The sequence below is a fragment of the Collinsella sp. BG-O-102 genome, assembly GCF_023656745.1.
GTDB lineage: Bacteria > Actinomycetota > Coriobacteriia > Coriobacteriales > Coriobacteriaceae > Collinsella.
On record NZ_JAMOKO010000002.1, the window covers coordinates 16464 to 32150 of the forward strand.

10 protein-coding genes and 1 tRNA gene are annotated in these 15687 nt (G+C 61.6%); 7 read left to right on the forward strand and 4 right to left on the reverse strand.

Annotated features, from left to right (window positions below):
• Window positions 1–92 precede the first annotated feature (92 nt).
• Both NBH09_RS01270 and NBH09_RS01275 read right to left on the reverse strand, forming a co-directional pair.
• Complete coding sequence (locus NBH09_RS01270; RefSeq protein ID WP_250786837.1) at window positions 93–1193, reverse strand: glycerol dehydrogenase; 1101 nt, start codon at window positions 1191–1193, stop codon at window positions 93–95.
• A gap of 84 nt (window positions 1194–1277) precedes the next feature.
• On the reverse strand, window positions 1278–2501 hold the full coding sequence (locus NBH09_RS01275; RefSeq protein ID WP_117655226.1) for an iron-containing alcohol dehydrogenase: 1224 nt from the start codon (window positions 2499–2501) through the stop codon (window positions 1278–1280).
• 500 nt (window positions 2502–3001) lie between these two features.
• Here NBH09_RS01275 and NBH09_RS01280 point away from each other — a divergent pair, with 500 nt between their 5' ends.
• The 4 genes from NBH09_RS01280 (at window position 3002) to NBH09_RS01295 (ending at window position 7720) form a co-directional block, all read left to right on the forward strand.
• Entirely contained in the window at window positions 3002–4078 is a 1077-nt protein-coding gene (locus tag NBH09_RS01280; protein ID WP_250786838.1) for a hypothetical protein, read from the forward strand.
• On the forward strand, window positions 4078–5121 hold the full coding sequence (locus tag NBH09_RS01285; protein ID WP_250786839.1) for a hypothetical protein: 1044 nt from the start codon (window positions 4078–4080) through the stop codon (window positions 5119–5121). Before NBH09_RS01280 ends, NBH09_RS01285 begins: the two co-directional genes overlap by 1 nt.
• A 45-nt stretch (window positions 5122–5166) precedes the next feature.
• Entirely contained in the window at window positions 5167–7344 is a 2178-nt protein-coding gene (locus tag NBH09_RS01290) for a MurT ligase domain-containing protein (RefSeq protein WP_250786840.1), read from the forward strand.
• A 299-nt stretch (window positions 7345–7643) separates the two neighbouring features.
• Window positions 7644–7720: transfer RNA gene (locus tag NBH09_RS01295), tRNA-Glu, on the forward strand.
• Window positions 7721–7997: 277 nt separating this feature from the next.
• Here NBH09_RS01295 and NBH09_RS01300 read toward each other — a convergent pair.
• Window positions 7998–8759, reverse strand: coding sequence for a 4Fe-4S binding protein (locus tag NBH09_RS01300; protein ID WP_250786841.1), 762 nt, complete (start codon window positions 8757–8759; stop codon window positions 7998–8000).
• A 183-nt stretch (window positions 8760–8942) separates the two neighbouring features.
• Window positions 8943–11030: a glutamine synthetase III family protein gene (locus NBH09_RS01305; protein ID WP_118205277.1), complete on the reverse strand. Its 2088-nt coding sequence runs from the start codon at window positions 11028–11030 to the stop codon at window positions 8943–8945.
• Window positions 11031–11456: 426 nt separating this feature from the next.
• Between NBH09_RS01305 and NBH09_RS01310 the strand changes: the two genes are divergently transcribed.
• The 3 genes from NBH09_RS01310 to NBH09_RS01320 are packed head-to-tail and all read left to right on the forward strand — an operon-like array spanning window position 11457 to window position 15682.
• Complete coding sequence (locus NBH09_RS01310; RefSeq protein WP_250786842.1) at window positions 11457–12329, forward strand: methylenetetrahydrofolate reductase; 873 nt, start codon at window positions 11457–11459, stop codon at window positions 12327–12329.
• Window positions 12329–13117 carry a hypothetical protein gene (locus NBH09_RS01315; protein WP_250786843.1) on the forward strand — a complete coding sequence of 263 codons (789 nt, stop codon included), beginning with the start codon at window positions 12329–12331 and terminating at the stop codon, window positions 13115–13117. Before NBH09_RS01310 ends, NBH09_RS01315 begins: the two co-directional genes overlap by 1 nt.
• A gap of 9 nt (window positions 13118–13126) precedes the next feature.
• Window positions 13127–15682 carry a homocysteine S-methyltransferase family protein gene (locus NBH09_RS01320; RefSeq protein ID WP_250786844.1) on the forward strand — a complete coding sequence of 852 codons (2556 nt, stop codon included), beginning with the start codon at window positions 13127–13129 and terminating at the stop codon, window positions 15680–15682.
• Window positions 15683–15687 lie beyond the last annotated feature (5 nt).

Genomic DNA, 15687 nt, shown 5'->3' on the forward strand with positions numbered 1-15687 from the left:
TGCACCAACTTGTGCATTGGAGACAGGCCACTTTGCACCATAGTAAAAAGGGGCAAAGCCATCTGCTTGCTTTGCCCCTTCCTTAGCTTGATTTACTCATCCATGAGATAGTAGTGGCCCAGCGCGTCGGCACCCAGGATGGCGTTTGCGACCATCTCGGGCGTCACCTCAAACGGCATGTTGCACATGGTGTCATCGGGTGCGCAGGCGGCCTCGGCAACAATCATGGCCTGCTCGCGCGTAAGCTCGGCAACGCCAAGTTCCTTCATCGTGACCGGCAGGCCCAGCTCAATGCAGAAGCCCAAGACTTCCTCGAGCTTCTCGGTCGGGGCATCCTCGAGTACCAGCTGGACGATGGTGCCGAAGGCGACCTTCTCGCCGTGATACATGCCGTGGCACTCGGGCAGCATCGTCAGGCCATTGTGGATAGCATGAGCAGCAGCAAGGCCCGAGCTCTCAAAGCCAATGCCCGAAAGCAGCGTATTGGCCTCAATGATGTGCTCGACGGCAGGCGTGAGCGCACCCTTCTCCAGCGCGACCTTGGCCTTGACGCCATCGGCCATAAGCGTCTCGTAGCAGAGCTTGGCGAGCGCCAGGCCGGCCATGCCGCCCTTGCCGCCGGCGCAAGTGCCGCCGTCGGCATCATGCGTCGCCTGGGCCTCAAAGTAGGTTGCGAGCGCATCGCCCATGCCGGAAACCGTCAGGCGCACCGGGCTCGCCGCGATAACCGTCGTATCCATCAGGACAATATTGGGGTTTGCCTTAAGGAAGAGATACTTGTCGAACTGGCCGTCGTCGGTGTAGAGCACCGAAAGTGCCGAGCACGGAGCATCGGTCGAAGCAATGGTGGGGCAAATGATGACCGGGGACTCCAGGTAGTAGGCAACGGCCTTCGCGGTGTCGAGGATCTTGCCGCCACCGACGCCGACGATGATGTCGCAACCGTTGTCGCGAGCGAGCGCAACCAGACGATCGACCTCGCCCTTGGAGCACTCGCCGTTAAAGTCCTCAAACAGCAGCTCGGCCTTGGCCTCGGCAAAACCGCCCTCGATCTTGGCACCGACGCGCTTCTTGCCCGAAGGCGTCACGATGACGAGGGCTTTAGCACCGAGCGGCTCGACATAGGAGCCGAGCTTTACGAGCTCGTCCGGACCCTGGATGTACTTGCTGGGGCTATTGAAAATTGCAGCCATAACTATCCCATTCTCTAATAATAAAAAAGAAAGGGGCTCCGTACGGATACGTGCGGAGCCCCTCGTTACGATAACAAGAGTCGATTAGAAATCGATGTCGGTGTCGTAGTAGCAGGCCTTGAGAATCTTCTCGAAGTCGGCAGCCTTGGTCTCACGCGGGTTCTCGGGCGTGCAGGCGTCGGTCTCGGCGTTCGCGGCGATCTCGGGAAGCTTGGCGAGGAACTCCTCCTCGGAGACCATCTGCGGGTTCTCGGCGTCGACCTTCACGCCACCATTCGCGTAATCCTTGATGGACTGCGGAATGTTGAGCTGGTCGTTGAGGTCGCGAATCTTCTGGACGAGCGCGGCGATGAGCTCCTCGTTGGTCTCGCCGGGAAGGTGCAGGATCTCCTTGGCCACGTAAGCATAACGCTCGGCAGCACGGGGATCCTTGGAGTTCCACTGGATGACCTTGCCCAGGTACATGGCGTTAGCAGCACCGTGGATGATGTGGCCGTTCTCGAAGGCAGCACCGGTCTTGTGAGCCATGGAGTGAACGATGCCGAGCAGGCCCGAGGAGAAGGCGATACCGGCGATGCACTGAGCCTCGTGCATGTGCTGACGGGCCTCATGGTCGCCAGCATAGGACTTGGGCAGCCACTCAACGATCTCGCGGATGCCGTGCAGAGCGTTGGCGTCGGTGAACATAGAGGCGCAGGTGGAAACGTAGGCCTCCATGCAGTGGGTCAGAGCGTCCATGCCGGTGTGAGCGCACAGCTTGGCGGGCATGGTGTAGGTGAGCTCGGGGTCGACGATGGCGACATCAGGGGTGATGTTGAAGTCGGCCAGCGGGTACTTGATGCCCTTGGCGTAGTCGGTAATGACGGAGAAGGCAGTGACCTCGGTAGCGGTACCGGAGGTAGAGGAGATGGCGCAGAAGTGAGCCTTCTGACGCAGCTCGGGGAAGCTGAACGGCTGGATGATGTTATCGAAGGACTCCTCGGGATACTCGTAGAAGACCCACATGGCCTTAGCGGCATCGATGGGCGAGCCGCCGCCGATGGCGATAATCCAGTCGGGCTCGAACTCGCGCATGGCCTCGGCGCCCTTCATGACCGTCTCGATGGACGGATCGGACTCGACGCCCTCGAACAGCTTGACCTCCATGCCGGCCTCTTTGAGGTCGGCCTCAACGTCCTGCAGGAACCCGCCGCGGCGCATAGAGCTGCCGCCAGAAACGATGATGGCCTTCTTGCCCTTGAGGTTCTTCACCTCGTGGCGAGCGCCCTCACCAAAGTACAGATCGCGAGGATTGGTAAAACGTCCCATACTGTGCCTCCTAAACAAGCCCCTCTTAGACTTGCGTATATAACGGAGCACCCGATTGGCTCCGTTAGGACCGTTTTGCGCGTTGCCGGCGATGACAATGCGCGATGTCTAAACGTCTCAACGCTCAGACAAACATTATTCTACCGTTCTGGTTGGTCAGTTATTCACCTAAAGCCGACAATGATGAAACGTTTTTTCTATCCCTGAAGACCCTTGTGGGGCATTCATACTCCCAAGCTGGGCAAACGTTTTATCAAGGTTGACCACATATCCCGGGCAGGACTGTGGCCCTCCAAAATGTGCCCCGTTCGCCGCCAAAAATCGACCGTTTGCGGCATCGTGATACCACTCAGTCGTCCAAGGTGCCGACATTTGTGCGACATCCGTCTTCGTGGTGCAAAGGTGCATGTCCAAGTGCGGCACCCCCGGTGTGCCACATGCGGGTAAACTAGAACCTTATATAGAGACATTTGAACCCTAACCGCAGCAAAGGAGGCCCCATGGCATTCGATCCCATTCAAGAGGATTGCCATCGCCTCGTTCTTGAGGCCTTGCGCCGCGACAATATCCCGCTCACCGACGGTGCCGCCGTAGAGCGTCTGATGGAACAATTCACCCGCAACCCCGCGCCGCTCATCGTGCACGACCGCGACCGCGCCGGGCACCTCATTGCCAAGGTGGTCGAGGCTGTCGACTACCGCATTCCCTTTATCCCTGACGATACCCAGGCAGAGCAAGAAGAGGCCGCTGCCGAGAACATGCTTCGCGAGGCAGCCGCGCTCGACCCCACCAACTGGGATGCCCAGCGCATGCTGACCGCCCTCACCGCCAACTCCAACGAGGAGTACGTACAGTACCTGGTATCCAAGCGCGATGAAGTCGAGCACGACCTGGCACTCAAGATCGCCTCGGCGCAGGACCCCTACGAGCGTGAGGCCGCAGGCGACCTTATGCGCCGCCCCTACCTGCGCTGGCTTGCCGCCCTTGCGTCGCGCGCCCTCATTAGCGGCCGCTATCGCATGTCGCTCGAAGCCGCAAACTGCAGCCTCGACTTTGCCCCCAACGATCCGGCCGGCGTCCGTCACACCGCGATGCTCGCCATGGCGAAGCTCGAATACCCCGCTGAGGAGCTCAAGCGCTTTCGCTCTGCCCACTCCGTCCCCTATCTCACCAACACGCCGCTACGCCGTCGTCCCAAGGACGCGGAGCGCGACTTGGACCCATGGACGCTCATCGCGCTGATGAGCGCTGCCTGGCGCGAGCTGGACTACGAGGGTGCCGAGCACTACTTGCGCATCCTTGCACGCTCGTGCCCACACGCAGCCGAGGCGCTCTATTTCCAAACCGAGTTTCCCGATGGCGTCTATGCCCGCGTCAACGTGGGCGTGGGCTCCACCGACGAGCTTGTCCTTGCGCTGTCCGAGGCGACGCCGGTACTGCAAGAGGGCTTGGGCGCCCCCGACAACGCCAGCTTTGCCGCCTGGGTCGCCACCAACGATATCGTGCGTTCCCAGATTGACGAGCGCATCCTGCGGGCGGCCGAGCAGGGCCTGCCGTTTAAGGGAGGAGACCTCTAATGGATCCGAGCGTCTACATCCCCGCCTACCTGGAGCGCGCCTACCTTGCGTCGCACCCCGAACTCACCGATGCAGCACGCGAGCTTGTCCATAACGACGTGAGCGTCAACCCTCATAAGTATGCGCAGACCGAGCATGCCCAGGCACTGCTGTCCTATGCAGGCGTCCACCGCCACCTGCTCGACGAGCTCCATCGCATCGAGGACATGGGCAGCGACGAGGAGTTTGAACAGACGCGCAACCACCTGTTCGACGATACGCGCGATGAGCTGCTCAAGATCGTCCGCGTCGACGCGCTGGCCGTCGATGCCCAGCTGCTCGCCATCATTTTGGCGGACACGCCCGTCGACGCCTGTCTGGGCGACCTGATGAAACTCGAGGCGACCACGACCGATTACCTGCAGCAAAGCGTGCCCGGGTTCGACATGGAGGCCCCGCACTACTGGGCCAACAAGGTGCTGGCAGACGGCGTGACGGCGGCCGATCTCACCGTAAGCGAGCCGGCTCTTATCGGGTGGCTCCACACGCTCGAGGCCATCTCGCTGCTGTGCATGGCGAGCGCTCGCTACCGTGCTGCCGCCAACTACGCCCGCCGCGTCCTTAAGGCGGAAGGCTATCCCACCCGAGCTGCAGGCACCGTGCTACTCGCCCTCGCTCGCCTAGAAGACGAGGACGGCTTTTTTGCCCTGGCCCACCAGCTCGAGGAGCAGATGGGGGCCGATACCCTCGAGAACTCCCCCTGGTACCTGCTCGCCCGCACGATCTTGCTGTTCAAAACGAACAAGATGCGCCCGGCGACACGCGCGCTGCGTGAGTTTGCCAACCGCTGCGAGGGCGGCGCGTTCTTTTTGCTGAACCCCATGTATCAGACGCCGTATCTTCCCTGCCGGCCCGAACCGCACGACCCCTGGGACCTTTCGCATCAGGCAGTTTGGGAGGCCGACGGCATCATCTCGGATACTCCCGACTTTGCCCCCTGGGCCAGCGCTTGCGAAGACGTATCGCAGCTTGCCCAGGAATTTGCGCGCCGCTACGGCTTTTAACGGCACAAACGTCACGACCATGTCATTCACGTTAGGAACGGCTTCATGAACTTCCGCTCATCTCTCGCCTGCACCTCGAGCGATATCGCCCGCTGGGGACTGCGCTCCGTCCTTAAGCGCCAGGGCGGCGTACTCCCCGGCCGTATCGCCATGAAGATCGACCCCGAGCTGCTAAGCGACCTCGCGGGCCTTGTCGACCGCAGCGTGGTGATCACCGGCACCAACGGCAAGACCACCACCTCCAACCTCATCGCCGATGCCGTTGCCGCCAGCGGCGCCACCGTGGTATGCAACCGTGCCGGAAACAACATGGAGCCGGGCGTGGTGGGCGCGTTGCTCGAGGCGCGCGGCAACCTTAAGCGAACCGCCAGCAGCAAGCGCGTAGGCGTCTTTGAGTGCGACGAGCTCTACACGGTGCGCGTCCTGCCCAAGCTCAAGCCGACCTACTTTGTGCTGCTCAACCTGTTCCGCGACCAGCTGGACCGCTACGGTGAGATCGACCACACCCAGGACGTCATCGCCCACGCGCTGGAGCTTTCGCCGACAACGACGCTCATCTATAACGCCGACGACCCGCTGTGCGCCGCGATCGCCGCGCGCGTTCCCAATGCAAGCATCGCCTTTGGCATCGACGGCGCCACCGACACCGAGTCTGACCGCATTAGCGACTCGCGCTTTTGCTCGCAGTGCAACACCCCGTTGGAGTACGACTACGTGCAATACGGCCAGCTCGGCGCCTATCATTGTCCTTCGTGCGGCTGGAGTCGCCCAGCGCTGCTCCGTCGCGTGACAGGCGTTGAGCTCACCTGCGACGGCTACGGCTTTGACCTGAACTTTGGACCCAATACCGACGCACCCGCAACGCACATCGCCACGCGCTACAACGGCTTGTACATGGTCTACAACGTTGCCGCCGCCTTCTTTGCGGCGCGCGAGCTGGGCGTGGACGCGGCGCATCTGCAGCCCACGCTCGATGCCTACGTCCCCGCCGGCGGGCGCATGGGCCGCTGGGAAATCGCTGGCCGTACCGTCGAGGCAAATCTGGCCAAAAATCCCGTGGGCTTCGATCGCCAGATCCAGTCCATTAAAACGGCAGGCGGCAGGCTCTGCGCCTTCTTCCTGAACGACAACGACGCCGACGGCCACGATGTATCGTGGATCTACGACGTCGACTTCGAGCGCATCGCCGATACCCCAGGTCTTATCGCCTTTGTCGGGGGTACACGCGCGCACGATATGCAGGTACGCCTGAAGTACGCCGGCATCGACTCCGCCATCATCTCGAATATCGAGCAGGCGATCGGTGCCGTGGCGGACGAGGAGGCTGGTGATACTTTCTACGCCGTCGCCAACTACACGGCCTTCCCGCCGCTGATCAAGGAGCTCGACGAGCTTAAGAGCACCGATGCGAGCTCGGTCGCCTCCCACGCCGTAACGCGCGCCGATGGCAGCGCTGTCCCCACCGACATTGCGCCGGTCGAGCTTTCGCGCCCGCTACGCATCGTCTACCTGTATCCCGATGCCCTCAACCTCTATGGCGACGGCGGCAACGTCATTGCCCTCGAGCGCCGCTGCGCCTGGCGTGGCATCCCCGTGCGCGTGGACGAGGTCCGTATGGGCGAGTCGCTCGATCTCACCGACGCCGACATCGTCATGATGGGCGGTGGCTCCGACCGCGATCAGCTGGCCGTGGCACACGAGCTGTTCGCTCAAAAAGACAAGGTCGCGGCCTATGTTGAGGATGGCGGCTCGCTGCTCGCTATCTGTGGCAGCTATCAGCTGCTCGGCCGTTCGTACTATATGGGCGAGAATCGCATCGAGGGCCTGGGCGTCATTGCCGCCGAGACCGTGCGCGGCTCCGACCGTCTGATCGGCAACGTCGCCGTCAAGACCGACCTGTCACCCGAGCCCTTTGTGGGATTCGAGAACCACGGCGGCCGCACCCTGCTCGATGCAGAGGCCACGCCGCTCGGAACGTCCGTCGTCACGGGTACCGGTAACAACGGCGACGATGGCTTTGAGGGCATCATCTACAAGGGCGTCATCGGCACGTACCTACACGGACCGGCACTGCCCAAGAACCCCGAGCTCGCCGACTGGCTCATCGCCCACGCTCTCGAGCGCCGTGGCGATGCACGGGCCACCGCTCTGCTGCCGCTCAAGCCCCTCGACGACACTTACGAGCACGCCGCCCACGACGCCGCGATGAAGCTCCTCCTCTAACGCCCCGCCACCACAAAGGGGACAGGCACCTTTGTGGTGGTTTTGACCTGCCACGGCAGTTTGTCTCAATCTGTAACATCTAGACCGTTAAAAGTCGTCTTACTGTTACAGATTGAGATATTCGTCCCGACGCCCGCCGTTTGTCTCGATCTGTAACAGATAGAGCCGATTTGCCCGCCCAGATGTTACAGATTGAGATATTTGAAAATCAGGATAGGGAGCCAGCTCCTGTGTGGTGGTTTTCCAGTTTGCCAACGATATACGCGCCGGCAAAAAAGTCTGCTATACTCTTTCCCGCTGTCCCCATCGTCTAGCGGCCAAGGACGCCACCCTTTCAAGGTGGATATCGCGGGTTCGAATCCCGCTGGGGGCACCACAGAATCTGAGAAGCCCGTTGCCAATTCGGTAGCGGGCTTTTTGCTACCCATGTGCCGGGATTCGAACCCGACAGGGTGCGGAGCTGAGGAAACGCGCAAGCGTTTTCCAGCGCAGCGCGCAAGGAGTGAAGCGACGCAGCGGAAGCGGGCGGCGCCAGCCGCACGCGGACATCCCGCTGGGGGCACCAACTCAAAAATGTACGAACCCGTGCGAGTTACCATCGCACGGGTTCGTTCTTTCTTGACATTAGATGAAGAAGACTCAAAGCCCCTGCGCTAGATAAACAGCTCGCACTCCTTCCGCTCGGCACAAACTTTGCTCAACATCTTGGTAGTCGCAGAGAGCATGACGGGATTTACCGCGCGAGCGCCCCACGGACATACGGCAATGCAGCGCATGCAGGAAATGCAGGCCTTTTTGTCCACCCGCTTGGGATCGTCTTTATCGATAGCGCCAACGGGACACGCTGCGACGCAAGCCCCGCAGGCGGTGCACTCCTTTGTGGCCCTAGGCACCATGCCGGTACCCCCGGCCTTCTTATAGGGACGATTACCCGGAATAGCCGGCTCAGAAGCATCTCCTGCAGACATCTTTTGCTGAATCTGATCCGCAAACCCAGCGAGCTGCGCCGCGTCCTGTGCATCAGGCCGACCGGCTGCAAACTGGCGAACAATAGAATGCTCGGCGATGGCAGAAACCGCCGCGATCACCCGAAAGCCCGCGCCCTTTGCCGCATCCTCAAGCTCGACCAGCGTGTCCTCATACGCGCGGTTTCCGTAAACACAAACCAGAACCGCCTGCGCACCGTTTCCCCGCATCATACCCAAGCGCTCCGCAGCCACAGCCGGGACTCGCCCGCCATACGAGGGTACCGCGATCACGGCTACATCCTCTTTTGTCATCGCAACCGTGCGAAAACCAAGCCCGCTATCGGTCAGATCTACAGCAACGGTTTCCCCTTCCAACGCATTGGCAATGTAGCCAGACGCCTTTTCCGTTCCGCCGGTCGGGCTAAACACGATATCGAATACCTTCATCGGATAATCCTCCCCTTTATGAACAAACGGCCGAAACGTCCGCGTGCCAAAACAGGTTACAACTTTTAAGATGTCCCGCGTGAAACGCCCGCTCGGCTGCAAGTTCAAAGCAGGTCAAAGCGGCAAAAAAGAAGGGGCCTCACACAGGCGAGACCCCTTCACACGCAAAATCAAACGTGTCTGTTACACATAGAACAGAATGTCGTCGTAGGTCGGGACCGGCCAGTAGTCGGCGGCCACGATCTCCTCCATGGCATCCACGGCGGCGCGCAGCGTATCCATAGCGGGAACGACCTCGTGCGCGTACACGTTGGCCTGCTCCTGACCATCGAGGGCTTCGGCCTTCTGATGCACGGCATCGAGCGCCTTGATGGAGTCGTTGATGGTGGTGATGCCGTTGCAGAGCTTGTTGAGCGTGTTCTGCTCGCACTGCATGGCGGCCTCGGCACCGGCGGCACGAATAGTCTCAAGGCCCTTAGCGACCTTGGTGGCATAGGCGGTAATGACCGGGCGATAGGTACGACGCGCCTCGCGAACCATCGTGGTGGCCTCGATGTTCATGAGCTTGTTGTACTTCTCGAGCTTGCAATCGTAGCGGCACTGGGCCTCGGCCTTGGTCAGGACACCCGTCTCCTCAAAGAGCGCAATGGCCTTATCGGAAACAAAGGCGGGCAGGGCGTCGGCCGTGGTCTTGTTGTTGGCAAGGCCGCGCTTCTCGGCCTCGACGGGCCACTCGTCGGAGTAGCCATCGCCGGAGAAGAGGATACGCTGGTGGTCGGTCAGGACCTTCTTGCAGTACTCGAGCGCGGCGTCCTGGAACTCATCCTCGGGCGTACCCTCAAGCGCGTCGGCGAAGGACTTGAGCGACTTGGCCACGGCGGCATCGAGCACCAGGTTGGAGTCGGAGACGTTCTGCTCGGAGCCGCAGGCACGGAACTCAAACTTATTGCCGGTAAAGGCAAACGGGGAGGTGCGGTTGCGGTCGGTGTTGTCCTGCATCAGCTTGGGCAGGGTATCGGCGCCCAGGTCGAGCACGCCGCGCGTGGCATGGACGGAAGCCTTGCCATCGATGATCTTCTCGACGACCTCGGTAAGCTGGTCGCCCAGGAAGATGGACATAATCGCCGGAGGAGCCTCGTTGGCGCCCAGACGATGGTCGTTGCCGGCCGAGGCAACGGAGGCACGCAGGAGCTCCTGATAGTTATCGACGGCCTCGATCACCGCGGTGAGGAAGACGATGAACTGCAGGTTGTCGAGCGGGGTGTCGCCCGGATCGAGCAGATTCTCGGACTCGGTGCCAAGCGACCAGTTGTTGTGCTTGCCCGAACCGTTGATGCCCTCAAAGGGCTTCTCGTGCAGCAGGCAGACCAAGTCGTGGCGGGAGGCGATGAGCTTCATCTTCTCCATCATGACCAGATTCTGGTCGATGGCCTCGTTGACCTCGCCATAGACCGGTGCGAGCTCATGCTGGCAGGGAGCAACCTCGTTGTGCTTGGTCTTGGCGGGAATGCCAAGCGCCCACAGTTCATCGTCCAGGTCCTTCATATAGGCCGAGACGGTGGGGCGGATAGCGCCAAAGTAGTGCTCCTCGAGCTCCTGGCCCTTGCAGGGAGCGGCACCAAAGAGGGTGCGGCCGGTGATGACCAGGTCCTTGCGCTTGCGATAGGCGTCCTTCTTGATCAGGAAGTACTCCTGCTCGTCGCCCACGGAAGGAACGACCTTCTTGGGGGTCTTGCCAAACAGCGCCAAAACGCGCTTAGACTCACGCGAGAGCGCGGTCATGGAACGCAGCAGCGGGGTCTTCTTGTCCAGGGCCTCGCCCGTGTAGGAGCAGAAAGCCGTGGGGATGCACAGGACATCGTCCTTGATAAAGGCGGGGCTAGTGGGATCCCAAGCAGTGTAGCCACGGGCCTCGAAGGTAGCGCGCAGGCCGCCGTTGGGGAAGCTGGAGGCGTCCGGCTCGCCCTGGATGAGGTTCTTGCCCGTAAACTTGGTAATGGCGGTGCCGTCGTGGTTGGGCTCCAGGAAGCTGTCGTGCTTCTCGGAAGTAATGCCCGAAAGCGGCTGGAACCAGTGCGCGTAGTGCGTCGCACCCTTGGAGATGGCCCAGACCTTCATGGCATGGGCAACGGCGTTGGCCACGTCCAGGTCGAGCGGCTCACCGCCCTCGAGGGTTGCAGCAAGGCGCTTCCAAATGTCCTTGGGGAGGTAATCCTTCATGACTTCCTCAGAGAACACCATGGTCCCGAAGCGGTCAGTAAGTTCGGCCATACGGAACTCCCTTCGTATCGGCACCGCGTGAGAAGCGGTGTTGATTACTAACGAACGAGTCATAGCTTAGACTCGCCGTGTTTCCGCGACATTACCGTTATGTTGCCGTCGCGAAACCAATCAATGAGGTTACCCTATCGAGGCGGCGTTGCCACCCTCAACAGTCAATCAACTGCATAAATTGCAGACCTCTCCCCATGGTTTAAGGGTGGTCAATGTAGGATGGGGCTCTATTAACTGGTATTTCGCATCAGATACCATTCAATATAGCCCCATCCTACATTGACCGCTCTGTTATAGGAAATGCCGATAGCAAGGCATCTTTGATTGGTATCCCCAAATAGCGAGTGAAACTCCACCGTGGCACAGTGGTGCAGTAGAATCCTTACAAGACATCACACTATTACGTATCTAGAGGAGCACGATATGCGCGTCGACGAGGTTTTTAAGCAGGCAGCATCCCAGGGCACCGCGCCCGTTTCGTTTGAGATGTTCCCGCCCAAGGGCGAGCTGACCCTCGATACGGCTCGCGAAGTGGCAGGCAATCTGTGCAAGCTTTCGCCGAGCTTTGTCTCGGTCACCTGCTCGGCCGGCGGCTCGGGCAACGGTGCCACCACCGCCCCCATCGCGCATATGATTACGAGCGAATTCGATACGCCCTCGGTGGCGCACCTCACCTGCGTTGGCCGCACCCACGCCGACATCGCCGCCAAGATTGACGAGTATCGCTCGGCCGGTGTGGAAAACGTGCTAGCCCTGCGCGGCGACCTGCCCGCTGGCGCGACTGAAGATGACAAGCCCGCCTCGGACTACGCCTACGCCTGCGACCTCATCCCGGAGCTCGTCGATGCCGGCTTTTGCGTGGGCGCCGCAGCCTACCCCGAGGGCCACATTGCCTGCGAGGATCTCAACCTCTCGGTCGAATACCTCAAGCAAAAACAGGACGCCGGCGCGAGCTTCTTTGTGACGCAGCTCTTTTTTGACAACGAGTGCTTCTACCGTTTTCGCGAGCTTGCCGACAAGGCCGGCATCACCGTGCCCATTACCGCGGGCATCATGCCGTTTATGGGCAAGTCGCAGATCAGCCGCATGGTCTTTATGTGCGGCGCGTCGCTGCCCTCCCCCGTCATCAAGATTCTCGCCAAGTACGAGAACGACCCCGAGAGCCTGCAGGCGGCCGGTGTAGATTATGCTGCTCGTCAGCTTTGCGACCTTAAGGAGCACGGTGCCGACGGTCTGCACCTGTACACTATGAATCGTCCTGCGATCGCCGCAACCATTATGGAGCGCCTGGGGTAATGGAAAAACCGCACATCGATACAGCTTTTGGTGAAGTGCCGGCTGACCTTGCGTCGCCGGCGCTCTACCGTATCGATGCTGCCCATCGCCCCCGAGTCGACCGTGCCGAAATGCTGCGCTACCTGGGCTACGGCGGTCAGCAGATTGAGCCCGAGCTGTCGCAGCGTATTGAGCTTGTCGTTGAACGTTTGGAACTGGACATTGAGCCCCGTGGCGTGCGACGCGTGTTTGCCGTCGATGCCACGGGCGTCGACGAGCAGGGCGAGCCTTGCATCCGCCTGGTCGGCACCAACGTTGAGCTGCGCGGCCGCGATATCTATCGCCACCTCAAAGACGCCCGCTTTGCCGCACTCATGGCATGCACCCTCGGCATGGACGCCGAGCGTCGCCTGCGCACCACGGGAGCCCAGCAGCCCCTAGAGGGAGCCGTGCTCGACGCCGCATGCTCTGCCTATGTAGAAGCCGCCGTCGAGCAGATGGACCAACAGGTCAAGGCTGCGGCCGCCGCACACGGACTCGCCGGTAACTGGCGCTTCAGTCCCGGCTATGGCGACTGCCCGCTTACGGCCCAGCGCTCAATCGTAGCTGCACTCAACGCCACGCGGCTCATCGGGCTTACCGTCACACCTACCAGCCTGCTCATGCCCACCAAGAGTGTGACCGCAGTGATCGGTCTGTTTGACGGCGAGGTCCACGACGCCCAGAGCCGCCCCACCTGCAATATCTGCCGCATGCACGAGCACTGCCGCTTCCGCGCCGCCCACACCACCTGCTATTCCAGCCATTAGGAGCCCTCGATGTTTACTCCGCTTATCACCCATGATTCCGACGGTACCGCGCTGGCAGCGCCCGTCAATACTGCGCGTTGTAACGGCGCCACGTACAAGACGCGCACAATCGACGACCTTCGCATTAAGGACGATCGCCTGCGCGCCGCCATCGAGGGCACGGGGCACCTGCTGTTCGACGGCGGCATGGGCACCATGCTGCAGGCGGCCGGCATGAAAGCCGGCGCCCTGCCCGAGCTGCTCAACTTTGAGGAGCCTCAGGTCATTACCGACATTCAGCGCCAATACGTCGAGGCTGGCTGCGACGTGATCACCGCCAACACCTTTGGTGCCAACGCCCACAAGCTCGACGGCGCCGCCACCGTGGCAGATGTCTTTGCCGCCGCTGTCGCCTGCGCCCGCGCGGCCGGTGCCCACTACGTCGCCGGCGATATCGGCCCCATCGGCGCGCTACTTCGCCCCTTGGGCACCCTGAGCTTCGACGAGGCCTATGACCTCTTTGCCGAGGAAGTGCGCGCCGGCATCGATGCGGGCGTGGACCTCTTTATTATCGAGACCATGACCGACCTTGCCGAGATCAAGGCCGCCGTCCTCGCCTGCCGCGAGAACTCCGACCTGCCCGTCTTTGCCACCATGACCTTTGAGGAAGACGGCCGCACCTTCCTGGGAACGAGCCCCGAGGTCGCCGCCATCACCCTCGACGCCATCGGCGCCGACGTCCTGGGCATCAACTGCAGCCAGGGCCCGGCCGAGCTCCGAGGACTCGCCGCGCGTATGCTCACCGTCACCGACAAGCCCGTTATGGTGCAGGCCAATGCGGGACTGCCCCGCGTGGACGATGACGGCAATACCGTCTTTGACATCCAGGCACCCGAATACGCCGAGGCCGTCGCCGGCATGATTGAGGACGGCGTGAGCGTCGTGGGTGGCTGCTGTGGCACCACGCCCACGCACATGGCGGCACTTCGCACCCTCATCGACAATCACACGCCCAGCCCGCGTCACCGCAAGCCCAGTATGTCGGTCACGAGCGCCCAGACGGTCGTGGACCTCCCCTGCGACGGCCACAAGATCGCCGTCATCGGCGAGCGCATCAATCCCACCGGCAAAAAGCGCCTGCAACAGGCCCTGCGCGACGGCGACCTAGACTACGTCGTGAGCCAGGGCATCAGCCAGCAGGAACAGGGCGCCGACATCCTGGACGTCAACGTAGGCCTGCCCGAGATCGACGAGGTCAAGATCATCCAGCAGGCGACCGAGCAGCTCCAGGGCTCCACGCTGCTGCCGCTGCAGATCGACTCCACCGACCCCGCAGCCGTCGAGGCAGCCGTGCGCCGCTACGCCGGCAAGCCCATCATCAACTCGGTCAATGGCAAACGGCAAATCATGGACGAGATCTTTCCCCTAGTCGCCCACTACGGCACCAACGTTGTCGGCCTCACGCTCGACGAAGACGGCATCCCCGATACCGCCGAGGCTCGCTTCGCCATCGCCGAGCGCATCGTGGCAGAGGCTGCCCGTTACGGCATCGGACCGAACCGCATCCTCATCGACTGCCTGGTCATGACCGCCTCGACCAACCAGCGCCAGGCCGAGCAGATCCTGCGCGCCATGTCCCTGTGCAAGGAGCGTCTGGGCGTCAAATGCGCACTCGGCGTGTCGAACATCAGCTTTGGTCTGCCCGCCCGCCCGCTGCTGGGCTCGGTCTTTTTGGCTGCCGCCTTCGGCGCGGGCCTGGACGCCCCCATCATGAACCCAGGTTCCAAGCGCTTTATGGATACCGTCTACAGCTATCGCGTCTTGAGCGTTGAGGACGAGGGCTCGACCGGATACATCGAGCGCTACGCCGGCTGGACCGATCCGTACAAGATCGCCGCTAACCCGGCAGCAGCTCAAGCAGTATCGAGCGATGCCGCACCTGCCGCAAGCACCACCGCAAGCGCCGATGACGATCCCATCCGCCACATGGTCGTCTCGGGCCGCAAAGGCGAGATCGCAGCCGAGACCGAGCGTCTTCTGGCAGATCACGACGCCATGGACCTCATCAACAACCACTTTATCCCCGCCCTCGACGAGGTTGGCGTCCTCTTTGACCAGGGAAAGTTCTTCTTGCCGCAGCTCATGGCCTCGGCCGAGGCCGCGCGCGTGGGCTTTGACACCATTAAGCGGCTGATGCCCGCCGGCGAGATTGCCGATAAGGGCAAGATCTGCGTGGCCACCGTCAAGGGCGACATCCACGACATCGGTAAGAACATCGTCAAGATGCTGCTCGATAACTACGGCTACACCGTCTTTGATCTGGGTCGCGACGTCGACCCGCAGGAGGTGCTCAAGACCGTCAAGGAACGCGACATTAAGCTCGTCGGCCTCTCGGCGCTTATGACCACCACGGTCGTCGCCATGGAGGAGACCATCAAGCTGCTTCATGCCGAGGTGCCGGGCGTCAAGATCATCGTGGGCGGCGCCGTGCTCACCCCCGAATACGCCAAGCAGATCGGCGCGGACTACTACGCCAAGGACGCCGCCGAAAGTGCTCGTATCGCCGAAGAGGTCTTTGGGCAGTAACACAA

Coding starts and splice junctions, on each gene's coding strand:
- NBH09_RS01270 (WP_250786837.1), bottom strand. CDS start 1,193: ATGGCTGCAATTTTCAATAGCCCCAGCAAGTACATCCAGGGTCCGGAC.
- NBH09_RS01275 (WP_117655226.1), bottom strand. CDS start 2,501: ATGGGACGTTTTACCAATCCTCGCGATCTGTACTTTGGTGAGGGCGCT.
- NBH09_RS01280 (WP_250786838.1), top strand. CDS start 3,002: ATGGCATTCGATCCCATTCAAGAGGATTGCCATCGCCTCGTTCTTGAG.
- NBH09_RS01285 (WP_250786839.1), top strand. CDS start 4,078: ATGGATCCGAGCGTCTACATCCCCGCCTACCTGGAGCGCGCCTACCTT.
- NBH09_RS01290 (WP_250786840.1), top strand. CDS start 5,167: ATGAACTTCCGCTCATCTCTCGCCTGCACCTCGAGCGATATCGCCCGC.
- NBH09_RS01300 (WP_250786841.1), bottom strand. CDS start 8,759: ATGAAGGTATTCGATATCGTGTTTAGCCCGACCGGCGGAACGGAAAAG.
- NBH09_RS01305 (WP_118205277.1), bottom strand. CDS start 11,030: ATGGCCGAACTTACTGACCGCTTCGGGACCATGGTGTTCTCTGAGGAA.
- NBH09_RS01310 (WP_250786842.1), top strand. CDS start 11,457: ATGCGCGTCGACGAGGTTTTTAAGCAGGCAGCATCCCAGGGCACCGCG.
- NBH09_RS01315 (WP_250786843.1), top strand. CDS start 12,329: ATGGAAAAACCGCACATCGATACAGCTTTTGGTGAAGTGCCGGCTGAC.
- NBH09_RS01320 (WP_250786844.1), top strand. CDS start 13,127: ATGTTTACTCCGCTTATCACCCATGATTCCGACGGTACCGCGCTGGCA.